General features: G+C 31.6%; 22 protein-coding genes. 1 reads left to right on the top strand and 21 read right to left on the bottom strand.

What is annotated here, in order from left to right; translation table 11 throughout:
• Positions 1–6: 6 nt before the first annotated feature.
• The 6 genes from lugR to CD041_RS07085 all read right to left on the bottom strand — a co-directional run bounded on the left by lugR (position 7) and on the right by CD041_RS07085 (position 4,961).
• Entirely contained in the window at positions 7–597 is a 591-nt protein-coding gene (gene lugR, locus CD041_RS07060) for a lugdunin biosynthesis transcriptional regulator LugR (protein ID WP_002460032.1), read from the bottom strand.
• Between the two features lie 226 nt (positions 598–823).
• Complete coding sequence (locus CD041_RS07065; RefSeq protein ID WP_002478840.1) at positions 824–2,365, bottom strand: permease-like membrane multi-spanning protein; 1,542 nt, start codon at positions 2,363–2,365, stop codon at positions 824–826.
• Positions 2,358–3,071, bottom strand: a complete 714-nt coding sequence (locus CD041_RS07070) for an ABC transporter ATP-binding protein (RefSeq protein WP_070648189.1) — start codon at positions 3,069–3,071, stop codon at positions 2,358–2,360. The genes CD041_RS07065 and CD041_RS07070 overlap by 8 nt, the downstream gene beginning before the upstream one ends.
• 12 nt (positions 3,072–3,083) lie before the next feature.
• Positions 3,084–3,848 carry an ABC transporter permease gene (locus tag CD041_RS07075; RefSeq protein WP_070815480.1) on the bottom strand — a complete coding sequence of 255 codons (765 nt, stop codon included), beginning with the start codon at positions 3,846–3,848 and terminating at the stop codon, positions 3,084–3,086.
• Positions 3,845–4,735, bottom strand: a complete 891-nt coding sequence (locus CD041_RS07080) for an ABC transporter ATP-binding protein (protein WP_012990772.1) — start codon at positions 4,733–4,735, stop codon at positions 3,845–3,847. The genes CD041_RS07075 and CD041_RS07080 overlap by 4 nt, the downstream gene beginning before the upstream one ends.
• Positions 4,722–4,961: a PLD nuclease N-terminal domain-containing protein gene (locus tag CD041_RS07085; RefSeq protein ID WP_002460038.1), complete on the bottom strand. Its 240-nt coding sequence runs from the start codon at positions 4,959–4,961 to the stop codon at positions 4,722–4,724. The genes CD041_RS07080 and CD041_RS07085 overlap by 14 nt, the downstream gene beginning before the upstream one ends.
• A 90-nt stretch (positions 4,962–5,051) precedes the next feature.
• Here CD041_RS07085 and CD041_RS07090 point away from each other — a divergent pair, with 90 nt between their 5' ends.
• Complete coding sequence (locus CD041_RS07090) at positions 5,052–5,561, top strand: transcriptional regulator (RefSeq protein ID WP_002460039.1); 510 nt, start codon at positions 5,052–5,054, stop codon at positions 5,559–5,561.
• 380 nt (positions 5,562–5,941) lie between these two features.
• On the opposite strand, the gene rpsI is transcribed toward CD041_RS07090, so the two are convergent.
• The 15 genes from rpsI to rplO all read right to left on the bottom strand — a co-directional run bounded on the left by rpsI (position 5,942) and on the right by rplO (position 15,864).
• Positions 5,942–6,334: a 30S ribosomal protein S9 gene (rpsI, locus tag CD041_RS07095; protein ID WP_080606533.1), complete on the bottom strand. Its 393-nt coding sequence runs from the start codon at positions 6,332–6,334 to the stop codon at positions 5,942–5,944.
• 19 nt (positions 6,335–6,353) lie between these two features.
• Positions 6,354–6,791 (bottom strand): 50S ribosomal protein L13, encoded by a 438-nt coding sequence (gene rplM, locus CD041_RS07100; RefSeq protein ID WP_002460041.1) that lies wholly within the window; start codon positions 6,789–6,791, stop codon positions 6,354–6,356.
• A 265-nt stretch (positions 6,792–7,056) separates the two neighbouring features.
• The gene (truA, locus tag CD041_RS07105) at positions 7,057–7,860 is read right to left on the bottom strand and encodes a tRNA pseudouridine(38-40) synthase TruA (protein WP_002478836.1); all 804 of its coding nucleotides are present in this window, start codon (positions 7,858–7,860) and stop codon (positions 7,057–7,059) included.
• A 4-nt stretch (positions 7,861–7,864) separates the two neighbouring features.
• Complete coding sequence (locus tag CD041_RS07110) at positions 7,865–8,671, bottom strand: energy-coupling factor transporter transmembrane component T family protein (protein ID WP_062077936.1); 807 nt, start codon at positions 8,669–8,671, stop codon at positions 7,865–7,867.
• A complete protein-coding gene (locus CD041_RS07115; RefSeq protein WP_002478834.1) occupies positions 8,668–9,525 on the bottom strand; it encodes an energy-coupling factor transporter ATPase in 858 nt (285 codons plus the stop codon). Before CD041_RS07115 ends, CD041_RS07110 begins: the two co-directional genes overlap by 4 nt.
• A complete protein-coding gene (locus tag CD041_RS07120) occupies positions 9,522–10,331 on the bottom strand; it encodes an energy-coupling factor transporter ATPase (protein ID WP_070648187.1) in 810 nt (269 codons plus the stop codon). Before CD041_RS07120 ends, CD041_RS07115 begins: the two co-directional genes overlap by 4 nt.
• A 357-nt stretch (positions 10,332–10,688) precedes the next feature.
• Entirely contained in the window at positions 10,689–11,057 is a 369-nt protein-coding gene (gene rplQ, locus CD041_RS07125) for a 50S ribosomal protein L17 (RefSeq protein WP_002460046.1), read from the bottom strand.
• Between the two features lie 16 nt (positions 11,058–11,073).
• Entirely contained in the window at positions 11,074–12,018 is a 945-nt protein-coding gene (locus tag CD041_RS07130; protein WP_002460048.1) for a DNA-directed RNA polymerase subunit alpha, read from the bottom strand.
• A gap of 87 nt (positions 12,019–12,105) precedes the next feature.
• Positions 12,106–12,495, bottom strand: coding sequence for a 30S ribosomal protein S11 (rpsK, locus tag CD041_RS07135; RefSeq protein WP_000101625.1), 390 nt, complete (start codon positions 12,493–12,495; stop codon positions 12,106–12,108).
• A gap of 22 nt (positions 12,496–12,517) precedes the next feature.
• Positions 12,518–12,883: a 30S ribosomal protein S13 gene (gene rpsM / locus CD041_RS07140; RefSeq protein ID WP_002460049.1), complete on the bottom strand. Its 366-nt coding sequence runs from the start codon at positions 12,881–12,883 to the stop codon at positions 12,518–12,520.
• Between the two features lie 23 nt (positions 12,884–12,906).
• A complete protein-coding gene (gene rpmJ / locus CD041_RS07145; protein WP_001829709.1) occupies positions 12,907–13,020 on the bottom strand; it encodes a 50S ribosomal protein L36 in 114 nt (37 codons plus the stop codon).
• Positions 13,021–13,051: 31 nt separating this feature from the next.
• Positions 13,052–13,270, bottom strand: coding sequence for a translation initiation factor IF-1 (infA, locus tag CD041_RS07150; protein ID WP_001829792.1), 219 nt, complete (start codon positions 13,268–13,270; stop codon positions 13,052–13,054).
• 193 nt (positions 13,271–13,463) lie between these two features.
• Positions 13,464–14,114, bottom strand: coding sequence for an adenylate kinase (locus tag CD041_RS07155; RefSeq protein WP_002478833.1), 651 nt, complete (start codon positions 14,112–14,114; stop codon positions 13,464–13,466).
• A 17-nt stretch (positions 14,115–14,131) separates the two neighbouring features.
• Positions 14,132–15,424 (bottom strand): preprotein translocase subunit SecY, encoded by a 1,293-nt coding sequence (gene secY / locus CD041_RS07160; RefSeq protein WP_002460051.1) that lies wholly within the window; start codon positions 15,422–15,424, stop codon positions 14,132–14,134.
• A complete protein-coding gene (gene rplO, locus CD041_RS07165; protein ID WP_002460052.1) occupies positions 15,424–15,864 on the bottom strand; it encodes a 50S ribosomal protein L15 in 441 nt (146 codons plus the stop codon). The genes secY and rplO overlap by 1 nt, the downstream gene beginning before the upstream one ends.
• Between the last annotated feature and the right edge of the window lie 10 nt (positions 15,865–15,874).

Raw genomic sequence — 15,874 nt, forward strand, 5'->3', positions numbered from 1 at the left:
TAAAACTTATTCAAAAATCCTATCAACGGTTATGTCAATTAAAAACTCGATTGTTCCATTTTCATTATATATATCTAACTCTTCTTTTGATAAAGGAGTAAAGATATATCCTAAGGCAGAAATCCCTAAATTTTCATCAACTTTATATTTCAAATTTGATTTCCTAATTTCATTACGAAGATCATAGTGTACATTTTCCATTAATTTTTTTTGTTTTTTTACATCTAGTTTATTTAAAAATTTGATAAAATCCTGTTGTGATGTCTCATTTAAAAAATCTAATTTTGTATATTCCTGATATAACAGTTTCAAAAAATTAGCAAAATCATATTTAGTCATACATTTTTTTAAACCGTCCTCTGTAATTTTCACTAACTTATTGTGTGCACTTATGATGACTTCATAAAATAATGCCTCCTTCGAATCAAAAAAATTATAAAAAGAACCTTTTGATATTCCAGAAATTTGGCACAAGTCATTAATATTTGTTTTTTTATAACCGTATTTTGACCAATGCTTTTCACAATTTTCTAATAAATTTTTCTTAATATTTTCTTTTTCAATCTTAGAGAATGCCATATTAATACCCCTATTCATTTATGACTAAATAAATTTTTCTAGTCACTTTTATCTTAATCTATTTAATTAATATGTCAACTATATTAAGCGAATATTTTTTTAAATATTGATTTTTCTTTATTGTGTCTATTACATCTCTAAAGATAAAGAATAAAATATTTTGTCAACTAATCTTCTAATAATAAGAATATTCTATTGCGGATTTTATACTACATTTACATTGTATTTCTTATTACATACTTTATTATTTTAAAATTAAACTATCTGCTGTAATTTTTTTAAACATAATTATAATCACTGCCATTTCTATAAAAATTACCAATAAAGTCAGCAATGAGTTATTTATTAGAACAAATGCAATAACTATCGGAATAATTATCATACTTATTATTGCAGTTACAATAGTTCCTTTACTTTGTTTAACAACTTCCATTTCAGAACTCCAGTTATAGGATGGGAACCGTAAATTTACTAAAAACCCAATAATACTTATCAAAGTGAGGGTAGATACTAACAACGTACTGATTATAATTAAATAAAATATACCTGCATGAAATACTGTATAGAACACAATAGAAGTTAAAACAATACCTGGTAAAAATAAAAGTATATTAACTAATATTTTTCCAATCGCTATTTTCTTAATATTAATAGGAGCCACTAACATAATCCAAATACTCTTTCCTTCAAAAGAAATGCTACAAGAAGTTGTAGTAGTAAGAATTACAAAAGTAAAGACAATAAGTACATATATTTGCTGAGAACTAATAGTAAATCCTAGTAAATCATAAGAAATTGAATCAATACTGGGTATTATTCCAATTAGAATACTTATATTTAATATAACAATAACTACTGGAGTTATGATTGTATTACTAACATAAGTTAAAGAGGAAAAATATAATTTAAATTCCTTTATTATTAAACTGAATACTGGTGAATTTATTTTAAATACCGTATTCCCATTTCTTTTTTTCTTTCGCTTATTTGTTTGATTTCTAAGGGAATCATGAAAATTAATCAGCATATAAATAACTATGAACGTTGTAATAAAGGTAATAACAATTAACAAAAACATATTAAATAAAAAAGGAGAGCTAGTCATCTTGTTAAGCGGGTACCGTAAAATAGATGTATTTATAAACCATTCTTTATAACCAACCATTTCAGAGTTAAAGATAAAATAAATTAACGGAGCTATAAATGCGAATAATGTAAAAATTGACTCTGTTATATTATTACGTAACTTGATAAATATTAGTATATTTCTTACTAATATGGAAATTATAAAAGGTATATTTGTAGCTAGAAGAGGAACAATAAAACTTAATAAAATAATCATAAGAATTACTGACAATAAATGAGATAACAAAGGTATTACGAAGACAACACTTAGAATAAAAATGGTAAAAGTCAAAGTAATATGAATCAAATATTTACTTAATAAATAAAACAGTTTTGCTTGCCAGTTTTTTATTGGCAGACTATAAATAAATTCACCATCCTTCCCTTCTATGACATTATCGAATCCGCTAAGTATATTCCATATACCAAATAGCCAAAATAAAATGGATGTTAATAATACAAAAAATTCATGGATATTATTATTTAAACTTAAATCTATTGCAATGAAAACTATATATCCTAAAAACATTATAAATGCAGTAATATATCCTGTGATAGTGTAAATAGAATGCTTTCTTACTTCTTTATTATTGCTTTTCAAATTAGATAATTGCGTTTGATTTTTTAATCGAAATAAAAATAACAATTTAAGATTATTCATCAGAAGTCACATCCTTAAATATTTCATTTAATGGTGCTTTTTTAAGAATACTTTCCATTGTATCATTTACTACAGCTTTACCATGATCTAAAATAACAAGTTTATTACATAATTTTTCAGCAACTTCAAGTACGTGTGTAGAGTATAAAATAATTACTCCTTCACTGGCTCGTCTTCTAATTTCATTCACTAAAAAATCAATAGCATTTGGATCCAAGCCAACAAATGGTTCATCCAAAATAATTAATTTAGGATCATGCATTAATAATGAAATAAGCACTAACCTCTGCTTCATTCCATGAGAATAACTAGAAACCAAATCATAAATGGCACTTTCAAATTTTAATTCTTTTATTAGGTAACTTAATTTCTCTTCAAGTTCTATGTTCTCCATTTTATAAAGCGCCGCTATTAGTTCAATATATGCTTTCCCCGTCATATTATTGTACAAATCAGGCGTATCTGGTGAATAACCAATGAAAGATTTATAATACTCTGGATTATCTTTTAGATTTATATTGAACAATTTCACTTCTCCATGATCAAATGTATGTATTCCAACAATTGATTTAATCGTTGTCGTTTTCCCAGCACCATTTGCTCCAATAAAAGCACATATATCACCTTCATATAATTCTAATGATAAATTCTTAACACCTTTATCAGAACCTTTATACGTTTTACTTAAATTTTGAATGGATAACATTTCTATACCTCCTTAGAATTTCTTGATAATGACTTTAGATGCATATACTAAGGCAACAATATAAATAACAGGTGCGATTATCAATAAGAAATTAGAATTTATATTTTGAAATTGGCTTTCAGCTAATGTAAGTGCACCACTTGGTAAAAATAAAGCAAATGTTTTATTAATATTGCCCAATAATATAAATACCATTGATATTACGATAGTTATCACACCTATAAAAATAGAGCTTTTTATAAAAGTACTTAATAATATCGTTACGCTGACAATAAAAAGAATCCACAAACTATAAAATAAGAGAAAAAATAAAAAATTAATAAATGGATAATAATCAAAAAGATAAATAGTATAACAATATGAAACACCAGCACCAATCAAGATACATATCATACTAATAATCCAGTTTCCAAAAAGCTTTGAAATAATATATTGCATACTAGATACTGGCCTTGTAAATATAAACCCCAGAACTCCACTCTTCTTTTCATCAGCTATCATACCCATAAAGCTGATGACCAATACAATCAAACCCATCTGATTAAATTGGCCAGTAAACGTTGCCAACAAAACTTCATTAGCCTGAGGTTTAGGTGCATTAGGGTCCATAATAATCCCATCAACCCCTCCAAAATTTTTAATAATCACTTCCATGTAATTATCAATTAAAGGTTGCGTCAATCCAAGAATAGAAAAGAATATTGCTAACCATATAAATTTAATGTTCCTTACTGCTTCTAATAATTCCACTTTTCCTAAAATTAATATATTTCTCATATATCAGACACCAACTCTAAAAATATTTTCTCTAAATCTTTCTTTTCATATGCAATTGAATTCACTTTAATATTAATTTTGTCCAGTTCTTCAATTAACTCAGATATTTCAATTGGCTTTCGACTGGTTACAATATATTCTCCTGCTTTTACTTTTTGTAAATCATATAAGTCGGTTAATTGAATATCCGGATCATAAGAATCTTTTAAAGAAATTTTTAAATATATACTTTTGTAATTCACAGTCTCATCTTCATTGGTTATATTTCCGATGATTTCTCCATCTTTTATAATAATATATCGATCACAAAATTCACTTGCATCATCAAGAATATGTGTGGATATAAGAACTGTTGTGTATTTTTTCAATTTTTTTATTAGGTTTTTGATTTCATTCCTGCCAACTGGATCAAGAGCTGATACTGGTTCATCTAAGACCAAAAACTTTGGACGATGTAAAATAGCCTGTGCTATGCCTAATCTCTGTTTCATCCCTCCTGATAATTCTTCTACCTTATATTTATTTTTATTCTGAAGACCTACATCTTTTAGTATTTCATTAATATTCTGAGCAATATACGTTTTATTTAAACCTGATAAACCACCAAAAAATCTTAACGACTCTTCACAAGTCATCCACTGCTTAAAATCTGTGTGCTGTGATAAATAACCAATATCATTTTTAAAATTCAAAATATTTTTTCCATTAAATTTAATTTCCCCTTTTTCATAATTAATAATTCCAGTAATACATTTAATCAATGTTGTTTTCCCAGCACCATTAGGACCTAATAATCCAATACACTCTCCCTCTGAAATATTAAAAGAAATATTTTTCAGTATTTTTCTTCCTCTAAACATTTTATTCACATGCTTAATCTCGATCAATTTTTATTAGCCTCCTTCCAATAATCAAATAAAGAATAGGTCCAATAGTATTAAACAACAAAATTGCGATTGCCCAAGCAATAGGATAATTAACAATTTTTCTTCGTCTATATAAATCGATTAGGGCAATTATTAAAAGTACTACATGTAAAACCAATATTGGTATTAATATTGGCATAATAGTCCCCCAGTCTATTTCTTTTAAGACGTTAATATCAGTATTCATTTTCACCCTCCATTATCATTATTGATAATGATAATGTTACTGTACATTTATTTAAAAATCAATTATTATGTATAAAGTGAGGTGTTATGTATGGAATTCAGTTTATTTAAAAATCAAACACGTTTTAAAATCGCATTAACATTAATCGATAAACCAGAAGGACTTTCTATTATGCAACTCAATGAATTATTAGAAGATGTGCCTCAAGCAACACTGTATAGACATGTAAATGCTATGTTTGAAGAACAATTATTAAAAATTGTAAAGACCAAAAAATTACGTTCTAGTGAAGAAAACTATTATGCAATAAACTCTAAAGGCTATAAAATTGATGAAACAGAGTGGACTCAAGCGAATTACAGTAAAAAAATAGACTTTGTTACTTATTATTTTATGTATGTATTACAATCTTATCAAAATTATCATAAAACAATTAATAAGGATGATAAAGCTACCTTTTCTATTTCAAAACTAAATTTAGAAGACAGTGAATTTGAAAATTTCCAGTCCGATCTTAACTGTTTAATTAATAAATATTACAATGAAAAACAAAATACGAATAACAAAGAGCGAACCATTTCACTTGTTATTATTCCATAACCAATTTTGATTCACTTTACTAGCAAAAGTTAAAACTATTAATACTGTGGTTCATATGATTATTTCTTATGACTATATTGCCAAAATCAACATCGGCCACATTGACTGTAATAATATAATTTGATTTTCCTACTTTTGTAATAGGTATACGAACACATCATATATCTCTCTTTAAAAGACTGTTAGATGGAGTTTTAAAACGTCAAACAGTAGTTCCTCCAGAAATCTTTTTCGTAATAGTATAGTGTAATATGTTTTATATATACCTCTCAAGTTAATCCTAGAAAGATTGGTTAAATATCAAGACACAATATACTGAATTTTTCCACAAAAAACACCTCGACATAATATCGAGGTGTTTTGTATATTTCTTCCAACAATTAACGTTTTGAGAATTGTGGAGAACGACGTGCTTTTTTAAGACCTGGTTTTTTACGTTCTTTCATACGTGGGTCACGTGTTAATAATCCAGCACGTTTTAAAGAACCTCTGTATTCAGGATCTGCTTCTAATAACGCACGTGCAATACCGTGACGAATTGCTTGAGCTTGTCCAGTGAAGCCACCACCATGTACATTAACTAAAACATTGTAGTTACCTTTAGTTTCTGTTACATCAAATGGTTGGTTTAAGTCTAAAATCAATGATTCGAATGGTAAGTAGTCACGCACATCACGATCGTTAACTTTAATGTTACCTTCGCCTGGTACTAAACGTACACGTGCTACTGAGTTTTTACGACGGCCTGTACCTCTATATTCAACTTGTGCCAATGTAATTTCCTCCTTCTAATTAACCACGTAACTCGTAGTTTTCTGGTTGTTGTGCAGCGTGTGGATGTTCAGCGCCACCATATACAAATAATTTTTTACCTTGTTTTTCGCCTAAACGTGAACTTGGTAACATACCTTTAATAGAATTTTCAAGTAAGCGTTCTGGATTATTACGTTTCAATTCTCCAGCAGTAACAGCTTTTAGTCCGCCTGGATGATTTGAGTGACGGTAATAAATTTTATCTTGTTCTTTGTTACCAGTTAATTCGATTTTTGAAGCGTTGATGATGATTACGAAATCACCAGTATCAACGTGTGGTGTGTAAGTTGGTTTATTTTTACCGCGTAAGATAGATGCAACTTCTGATGATAAACGACCTAATGTTTGGCCTTCAGCATCAATTACATACCATTTGCGCTCAATGTTTGATTCATTTGCCATAAATGTTTGACGCATAATAATTGTCCTCCTAAAAATAAATGCTGTGTCTAGATTGTAATCCTGTCTTCACATTCGAACCTATGAGATAAATCACAATCTGCTTTCGATACTTAAATACTGTTACGATTTAAAAGCGTTAGTTTCATTTATTTTGTTAACTGTTCTTCTGCTTTGCTTATATATCTTGTAACACAATAAGTTTCCGGGGCTTATCATGGGGTGGATATAAAACAATACCGTTAATAATCTTATAATTTTATAGGTGTTTTGTCAATCTAATTTAGTCGTTTTGTAAAGATTTTTTACGATAAATTTTGATGTTTTGTCCAAAGTCATTAATTAGATCTTCAGGTGCTAAGTAGATTTTTTCAAGATAAAGGCCTTCTGCTGGTGCGGTAAATGGAACATTATCTCGATTTTTTTGTTCCAATAATGCTGTGACTTCTTCCGGGGAACGGTTCCCCTTTCCTACTTCAATGAGAAAAGCCATTAATACGCGGACCATATTATATAGAAACCCTGATCCTGTAACAATATAATCAAAACCATATGTCGTCATTTCAATTTCACTTTGATATAACGTTCTAACTTTACTTTCTACTTCTGTTTTTTGCGAACAAAATCCTGTAAAATCATGTGTCCCAATAAATTTTTGAGCAGCTTCATTCATACGTTCAATATTTAATTGTTGTGGTACATAAGTCTTCAATCCACTTTCAAATGGATTCTTATGTTCAGCTTGATACACTTTATATCGGTAGCGTTTGCCAACACAATCATATCTACAATGAAAATCCGAATCTACCTGTTTAACTTCTTTGACATAAATATCATCAGGCAAAGCACTGTTCATTGCATATTGCCATTGACTATCAGCAATCTTTAATTCGGTATCAAAATGGAAAAATTGTTCAAGCGCATGGACACCTCGATCGGTACGACTTGATGGATGTATACGAACATCATGTCGATGCATTCGTTTTAGTATCTTTTCAAATTGTTGCTGAACCGTACGACCTTGATTTTGAATTTGAAATCCTAAAAAATTGCTTCCTTGATAGCATATATTGACTAAAATACGCAACGCATTACACTCCTATCAATTTTAATACAAACATTAAACCTGCGATTGGAATCATTGCTAAAATCACAATTGTATCTTTTATCTGCCATTGTAACGTACGATAGCTAGTACGTTGAACATTTGCATCATATCCTCGCACTTCCATAGCTATAGCCAAGTCTTCTGCACGTTGAAATGCAGAAACAAATAATGGAATCATCAAAGGGACAAAGGCTTTTATACGTGCAAATATCCCTCCCGAGCTTATTTCAGATCCTCTTGATTTTTGTGCTAATATAATTTTATCTAATTCATCCATTAGTGTTGGAATAAAACGTAAAGCAATAGACATTATCATACTGAGTTGATGTACGGGTACCTTAATCCATTTCAGCGGATACATCAATTTTTCAAAGGCATCTGTTAAATCAATCGGACTTGTAGATAAGGTCATAATTGTTGCTATCACTACAATAAGAATTAATCTTAGAGAAATAAAAATCCCTTCCAAAACACCCGCACTTTCAATAGTAAACGCACCTATTTGAATCAGTACAAAGCCACCTTTTGTAAACAGTATATGCATCACAAAAGTAAAAATCAGAAAGATAAATATGGGTGTCAGTCCTTTTAATAAAAACCAAAGTTTTATTTTTGCACATATCATAATAGCTAAAATAATAAGTAACAACCATGCAAACGTAGTAAACGAGTGAGCAAAGAATATCGTAATAATAAATAAAAAGACAAAGATTAATTTAGCTCGTGGATCTAATTCGTGTATCAATGATTGTGTAGGTAGATAGCGACCAATAATCAATTTATTTTTCATTTTTGCCGCCACTCCTTATACATTTGAACGAATTCCTCATTTGTAAGTGCCAAATGAGGGAACTTTATTTGATGTTTATCCTCAATATCTTTTTGTAGTTTAACAATATCGGGTAAGGCAATATGCCAATTTGTTATATACTTATCTTTAGCAAACAAATCACGCGGTGTACACACATCAACGATTTGTCCTTCTTTCATAATTACAGTTTGATCTGCATAGCACGCAACATCATTCATATCATGCGTCACCAAAATGATAGTCTTATTATCTTCAAGTTGAAACTTTTTAAGTAGTGTCATAATTTGAAATCTACTTTGAGGATCCAATCCTGCAGTAGGTTCATCTAAAATAATTACATCGGGATTCATTGCTAAAATAGATACGATGGCAATCTTACGCATTTGTCCTCCTGACATTTGGAAGGGGGATAAAGACATAATGTTTCTTGGAAAACCTAATTGCATTAATAAATCAAAGGCATCACTTTTAACTTGTTCTATATCCATACCAAAATTTTTCGGACCAAAGATAATTTCACGTTCCACTGTATCTTCAAATAATTGTGTTTCTGGAATTTGGAAAACCATACCGACTGTTTTACGAATAGTTCTTATATGTTTATCTTTGGTTTTATGATGAATCGTAATGTCACCAACAGAAAGGCTTCCTGTTGTAGGTTTGATAAGGCCATTAATATGTTGAATAAGTGTTGACTTACCGCTTCCCGTTTGTCCTATGAGTGCATAATAGACACCTTGTTCTAAAGCCAAATGAATGTGACTCACTGCTTCTTTTTCATAAGGTGTCCCCTTTTGATAAATATATGTGACATCATTAAAGGTAATACTCATAGTTTGTCCACTAACCCTTCATAAGTAATATAACGATTACTAACTTCTAATTGTTGTGCAATTTTCATTACAAATGGTAAGTCTAAACCAATATCTAATAAACCGTGTTGTGACGAAAAAATGGTCTCAGGTATTCCAGCCTGGTAAACCGTTCCTTTATTCATCACAATCACATAGTCACTATCCATTGCTTCAGTCAAATCATGTGTAATAGAAATAATTGTAATATTTTTTTCTTGTTGGACACGTTTCACTAACTCAAATAAATCTTCTCGTGCTTTAGGATCTAACATAGAATCAGCCTCATCTAAAATAATCACTGAAGGCCCTAATGCTAGTACACCAGCGATAGCAACGCGTTGTTTTTGACCACCAGATAATGATTGTGGCTCACTATCTGCATAATCTAACATATTAACATGAGAAAGCACCTGTTTAACTATGCGATGCATATTATCATGAGGTACTGAATGATTTTCTAAGCCAAAAGCAACATCGTATTTGACAATTGACCCAACAAATTGGTTTTCTGGGTTTTGCAATACGATACCAATATGTTTACGAATATCTTGTAAATTTTGTGCATTGATAAGGTGATTATTATAAAAAATTTGTCCTTCATTTGCTTGCTCGATACCTACCATCAATTTTGCAAGCGTTGATTTCCCTGAACCATTATGACCGACAATTGTCGTCCATTTACCTTTTGGTATATTAAAAGAAACATGATCTAAAGTAAATGCAGTATCGCTTTGATATTGAAATGACACATCTTTAAATTTAATTATATTTTCTTCCATAGCCATTGTCAGTCATCCTTATCAAAATTTATGTATTCTATCATATTTTACATGAAATCATATCATCTGTATATTGTCCACATTTTATCAAATATACTGTCTATTTTCTATGCACGTTACTACACAACATCCACTTCAAATAGGATACAAATTAAAAAGCCATAGTCAATTAAACTACAGCTAAATGAAAAAAGCGCGCACCCCATCATGTTTATTGAGTTCACGCTTTAAATGATTATTAAGTTGATGGGGTACTCTGAGCTAGACAATATTTGTATGTGGCAAACATTATCGTTGCACTCATTTGCTTTATATATAAGTTCTAAGTGTATTTATTCAGTGATATATTGTGACATTTCACAATTATACTAATTCAATAATTACTGATTCAGCACCGTCTCCACGACGAGGGCCTACTTTAAGGATACGAGTGTAACCACCTTGACGTTCTGTATAACGGTCTGCGATTTCACCAAATAGTTTTTGAAGTGCAGTTTGTGTTGTCTCATCTTCATTTAAGATGTCAACATTACGTAATGTTTTAGCTGCATTACGACGAGAAGCTAAATCGCCTTTTTTTCCTAAAGTGATTAATTTCTCAACAATACTACGAACTTCTTTTGCACGTGCTTCTGTTGTTTCGATACGTTCACTTACAATAAGTGACGTTGCTAAATCACGTAACATTGCTTTACGTTGGTCAGAAGTACGACCTAATTTTCTGTAACCCATGAGTTAACCTCCTTTATCAATCTTCTTTTCTTAAACCTAAACCTAAATCTTCTAATTTGTATTTAACTTCTTCAAGAGATTTACGACCTAAATTACGCACTTTCATCATATCAGCTTCTGATTTATCAGCTAACTCTTGTACAGAATTGATTCCTGCGCGTTTTAAACAGTTATATGAACGTACAGATAAGTCTAATTCTTCAATAGACATTTCTAATACTTTTTCTTTTTGGTCTTCTTCTTTTTCAATCATAATTTCAGCATTTTGAGCTTCATCAGTAAGACCTACAAAGATATTTAAGTGCTCAGTCATTATTTTAGCAGCTAATGATACTGATTCTTGTGGCGTGATTGAACCATTTGTCCAAACATCCAATGTTAATTTATCAAAATCACTACTTTGACCTACACGTGTATTTTCAACTGTATAGTTTACACGTTCTACAGGTGAATAAAGTGAATCAACAGGAATTACTCCAATTGGTAAATCACTAGTGTTGTTTTGTTCTGCTAATGCGTAACCTCTACCCTTATTAGCAACAAGACGAATTTTAAGATGTCCACCTTTAGACACGGTTGCGATTTTAAGCTCTGGGTTTAAAATCTCAACATCACTATCATGTGTGATATCACTTGCAGTTACTTCGCCTTCATCTCGTACATCAATTTCTAACGTTTTATCCTCTTCAGAATAGATTTTTAATGCTAGTTTTTTGATGTTCATGATAATTGTAGATACATCTTCCACTACATTATCTATTGCTGAAAACTCGTGTAATACGCCTTCAATCTCGATGTATTTAACGGCTGCACCTGGTAATGAAGATAGTAGGATACGACGTAAGGAGTTTCCTAGTGTAGTACCGTAGCCACGTTCTAGTGGTTCAACAACGAACTTACCGAATTTAGCATCATCACTAATTTCAATTGTCTCAATTCTAGGTTTTTCGATTTCTATCATTTACAAATATCCTCCTTAAATACGTCGACTTTAATTTCAAACTGTTTTGCTAAGTGATCAGTGACCTGTAACAATAACAATCAAGAATTAGACGCGACGACGTTTTGGTGGACGACAACCATTATGTGGTACTGGAGTAACGTCTCTGATTGCTGTTACTTCTAAACCAGCAGATTGTAATGCACGGATAGCTGATTCACGACCTGGGCCAGGACCTTTAACTGTTACTTCTACAGTTTTTAAACCGTGTTCCATTGCAGATTTTGATGCAGTTTCTGAAGCCATTTGTGCTGCAAAAGGTGTAGATTTTTTAGAACCTTTAAAACCTAATGCACCAGCTGATGACCATGATAATGCATTACCAAATTCATCTGTGATAGTTACAATAGTATTGTTGAATGTTGAACGGATATGCGCAACACCGTTTTCAATATTCTTTTTAACTCTACGTTTACGAGATACTTGTTTACGTGCCATTTATTTTTGCCTCCTTTACCTATTATTTTTTCTTGTTAGCTACAGTTTTCACTGGGCCTTTACGCGTACGAGCGTTATTTTTAGTTTTTTGACCGCGAACTGGTAATCCACGACGGTGACGGATACCACGGTATGATGAAATTTCCATTAAACGTTTAATGTTTAAATTTTGTTCACGACGTAGGTCACCTTCAACTTTAAAGCTATCAACAACCTCACGGATACGACCTAATTCATCATCTGTTAAATCTTTTACACGTGTATCAGCTGAAACATTTGCTTGTTCAACAATTTTTTGAGCTGTTGATGTACCGATACCGTATATATAAGTTAAAGAAATTACAACGCGTTTTTCACGTGGAATATCTACTCCTGCAATACGTGCCATATAAATTTACACCTCTCTTTTAATTAACCTTGTCTTTGTTTGTGCTTAGGATTATCACAAATTACCATAACTTTACCTTTACGTTTAATGACTTTACATTTTTCGCAAATTGGTTTTACTGATGGTCTTACTTTCATTTTTATACCTCCCTATATTATGGAGTGACGATTATTTATAACGATACGTAATTCTACCGCGTGACAAATCATACGGAGACATTTCTACTGTTACTTTGTCGCCAGGAAGAATTCGAATATAATTCATTCTGATTTTACCACTTACATGTGCTAAAATCTCATGACCATTTTCTAATTCTACTTTAAACATAGCATTTGGTAAAGTATCAAGTACTGTACCTTCTAATTCAATTACATCTTGTTTCGCCATTGATTACTTCCCCCTTTTTGCAATAGTAAGGTAATCGTCAATAGACAACTTTAACGATACGAATCTATTTCAGTGACTAGTTAGAATAACTTCAACAAAAGTGCGGGAATTATATCGTCTTATGTCACTCAACTTATTAATCATAGATTAAACCTAAATAAAATCACCATTTAATAGACCGTATAAAGTTGATCTATTTTAAATGATTTAAGATATCAATGACATCGCTGGTTACTTCGTCAATGTTTTTTGAACCATCAATGTTTTTCAAGACACCTTTTTTATCATAGTATTCTAAAATAGGTTTTGATTGTTTAACATTAACGCTCAAACGGTTGGATACTGTTTCTGGATTATCATCTTCTCGCTGATACAACTTTCCACCATCGATATCGCAAATACCTTCTACCTTTGGAGGATTAAAAACAAGATGATAAGTCGTACCACATGTTTCACATATACGTCGACCTGTTAAGCGATTCATTAGTTCTTCTTCTGGAACTTCTATATTGATAACCGCATCAATATCTCTGTCAAGCTCAGACATAATTTCATTTAATGCCTCAGCTTGATCGATTGTTCTAGGAAAGCCATCCAATAAAAAGCCTTTTTTTGCATCGTCTTCAGAAATTCTTTCTTTAACGATACCTACAGTAACTTCATCAGGGACTAATTCCCCACGATCCATGTATGATTTAGCTTCTTTGCCTAAATCAGTCTCATCTTTAATCGCTTTTCTGAACATGTCACCAGTAGATATATGTGGTATTGGGAATTTCTTAACAATTTCACTCGCTTGAGTTCCTTTACCTGCGCCAGGTAGACCCATTAAAATGATATTCATAAATGCCCTCCTACAAGTTATCTACCACCAAAGCCTTTATATTCTTTTTGGCTTACTTGAGCTTCTAAAGATTTCATAGTTTCAATTGCTACACCAATAACGATAAGCAAGCTTGTACCACCAATTTGAATGGATTGTGGTAAGCTCATAAACTTAGTCGCTAAAATCGGTAAAATAGCAATAACTGCTAAGAAAATAGAACCTACAAAAGTTAAGCGATATAGCACTTTAGTAATATACTTTTTCGTTTGGTCGCCAGGACGAATACCTGGTACATAACTACCTTGTTTCTTCAAATTATCGGCCATTTTTTCAGGATTAACTTGAACAAATGCGTAAAAGTAAGTAAACGCAATAATTAACACAACATAAACAATCATACCATAAGTATTGGATGGGTTCGCAGTTTGAGATATAGTTTGAGCCCAATCTGCTTTAGGGAAGAACAACGTTAATGTTCTTGGCAATAAGAAGAACGCCATCGCAAAGATTACTGGTATAACCCCTGCTGAGTTAACTTTCAAAGGTAGATAAGTTGCTTGTGAACCTAATCGTTGAGCTGATTGTTTTTTCGCATATTGAATAGGTATCTTACGCTTCGCTTCAAGTACATAAATTGCACCGATTGTTAGCAAGATTAAACCTACTACTAAACCTATCACTTTTAACCATGCTAAAGTCGTATCATCGTTACCAACAAATGCTTGTTGCGCAAATTGGATGATAGATGATGGTAAAGTGGATAAGATACCCGCGAAGATAATGATTGAAATACCATTACCTACACCAAACTGTGTGATTTGGTCTCCAAGCCAAATTAAAAATGCTGTTCCTGTTGTTAAGACAATCGCAATTAACAAATAACTCATCACGGATTGATTAATAACCAATTTACCGCCTAGATAATTGTTAAATTGGAATGCCATACCTATTGACTGAACAAAAGCCAATATAATTGCAAAGTAACGTGTGACGTTACTTAATTTTCTTTTACCTACTTCACCTTGTTTCGCCCATTCAGAAAACTTAGGTACGATATCCATCTGTAATAGTTGCATTACGATAGATGCAGTGATGTATGGCATAATACCCATTGCAAAAATTGAAAAGTTCTTTAAGGCTCCGCCACCAAACGTATTTAGCAAAGCAGCAACACCTTGATCCGAACCTTGATGTGCAAAGGGTTCAGGATTTACTCCTGGAGCTGGGATATACGTCCCAATCTTAAAAATAATTAACATTGCTAGAGTGAAGAAAATCTTGTTACGAACTTCTTTAGTTGTAAAAAAGCTCACAAGCGTTTGAAACATTAGATCACCTCGTGTGCTCCACCTTTTGCATCAATAGCATCTGCTGCTGAAGCTGAAAATTTATGAGCTTTCACTGTTAATTTTTTCTCAAGTGAACCATTACCTAGTACTTTAATACCAGATTTTTCATTCTTCACAACACCAGTTTCAACTAATAAAGCTGGAGTTACTTCAGTACCATCTTCAAATTTATTAAGTTGGTCTAAGTTAACAATAGCATATTCCTTACGGTTAATGTTAGTAAAACCACGTTTAGGTAAACGACGGAATAAAGGCAATTGTCCACCTTCAAAACCTGGTCTTACGCCACCACCTGAACGTGCTTTTTGACCTTTTTGACCGCGACCACTTGTTTTACCGTTACCAGTTGCAGCACCACGTCCAACACGATTGCGTTCTTTACGTGATCCTTCAGCTGCTTTTAACTCATGTAATTTCATTCTCTCGGCA

Origin of the sequence: Staphylococcus lugdunensis, from assembly GCF_002901705.1 — a bacterium.
In the GTDB taxonomy this organism is placed as follows: Bacteria; Bacillota; Bacilli; order Staphylococcales; family Staphylococcaceae; genus Staphylococcus; species Staphylococcus lugdunensis.

Coding starts and splice junctions, on each gene's coding strand:
- lugR (WP_002460032.1), bottom strand. CDS start 597: ATGAATAGGGGTATTAATATGGCATTCTCTAAGATTGAAAAAGAAAAT.
- CD041_RS07065 (WP_002478840.1), bottom strand. CDS start 2,365: ATGAATAATCTTAAATTGTTATTTTTATTTCGATTAAAAAATCAAACG.
- CD041_RS07070 (WP_070648189.1), bottom strand. CDS start 3,071: ATGTTATCCATTCAAAATTTAAGTAAAACGTATAAAGGTTCTGATAAA.
- CD041_RS07075 (WP_070815480.1), bottom strand. CDS start 3,848: ATGAGAAATATATTAATTTTAGGAAAAGTGGAATTATTAGAAGCAGTA.
- CD041_RS07085 (WP_002460038.1), bottom strand. CDS start 4,961: ATGAATACTGATATTAACGTCTTAAAAGAAATAGACTGGGGGACTATT.
- CD041_RS07090 (WP_002460039.1), top strand. CDS start 5,052: ATGGAATTCAGTTTATTTAAAAATCAAACACGTTTTAAAATCGCATTA.
- rplM (WP_002460041.1), bottom strand. CDS start 6,791: ATGCGTCAAACATTTATGGCAAATGAATCAAACATTGAGCGCAAATGG.
- CD041_RS07110 (WP_062077936.1), bottom strand. CDS start 8,671: ATGAAAAATAAATTGATTATTGGTCGCTATCTACCTACACAATCATTG.
- CD041_RS07115 (WP_002478834.1), bottom strand. CDS start 9,525: ATGAGTATTACCTTTAATGATGTCACATATATTTATCAAAAGGGGACA.
- CD041_RS07120 (WP_070648187.1), bottom strand. CDS start 10,331: ATGGCTATGGAAGAAAATATAATTAAATTTAAAGATGTGTCATTTCAA.
- rplQ (WP_002460046.1), bottom strand. CDS start 11,057: ATGGGTTACAGAAAATTAGGTCGTACTTCTGACCAACGTAAAGCAATG.
- CD041_RS07130 (WP_002460048.1), bottom strand. CDS start 12,018: ATGATAGAAATCGAAAAACCTAGAATTGAGACAATTGAAATTAGTGAT.
- rpsK (WP_000101625.1), bottom strand. CDS start 12,495: ATGGCACGTAAACAAGTATCTCGTAAACGTAGAGTTAAAAAGAATATT.
- rpsM (WP_002460049.1), bottom strand. CDS start 12,883: ATGGCACGTATTGCAGGAGTAGATATTCCACGTGAAAAACGCGTTGTA.
- rpmJ (WP_001829709.1), bottom strand. CDS start 13,020: ATGAAAGTAAGACCATCAGTAAAACCAATTTGCGAAAAATGTAAAGTC.
- infA (WP_001829792.1), bottom strand. CDS start 13,270: ATGGCGAAACAAGATGTAATTGAATTAGAAGGTACAGTACTTGATACT.
- CD041_RS07155 (WP_002478833.1), bottom strand. CDS start 14,114: ATGAATATCATTTTAATGGGTCTACCTGGCGCAGGTAAAGGAACTCAA.
- secY (WP_002460051.1), bottom strand. CDS start 15,424: ATGTTTCAAACGCTTGTGAGCTTTTTTACAACTAAAGAAGTTCGTAAC.
- rplO (WP_002460052.1), bottom strand. CDS start 15,864: ATGAAATTACATGAGTTAAAAGCAGCTGAAGGATCACGTAAAGAACGC.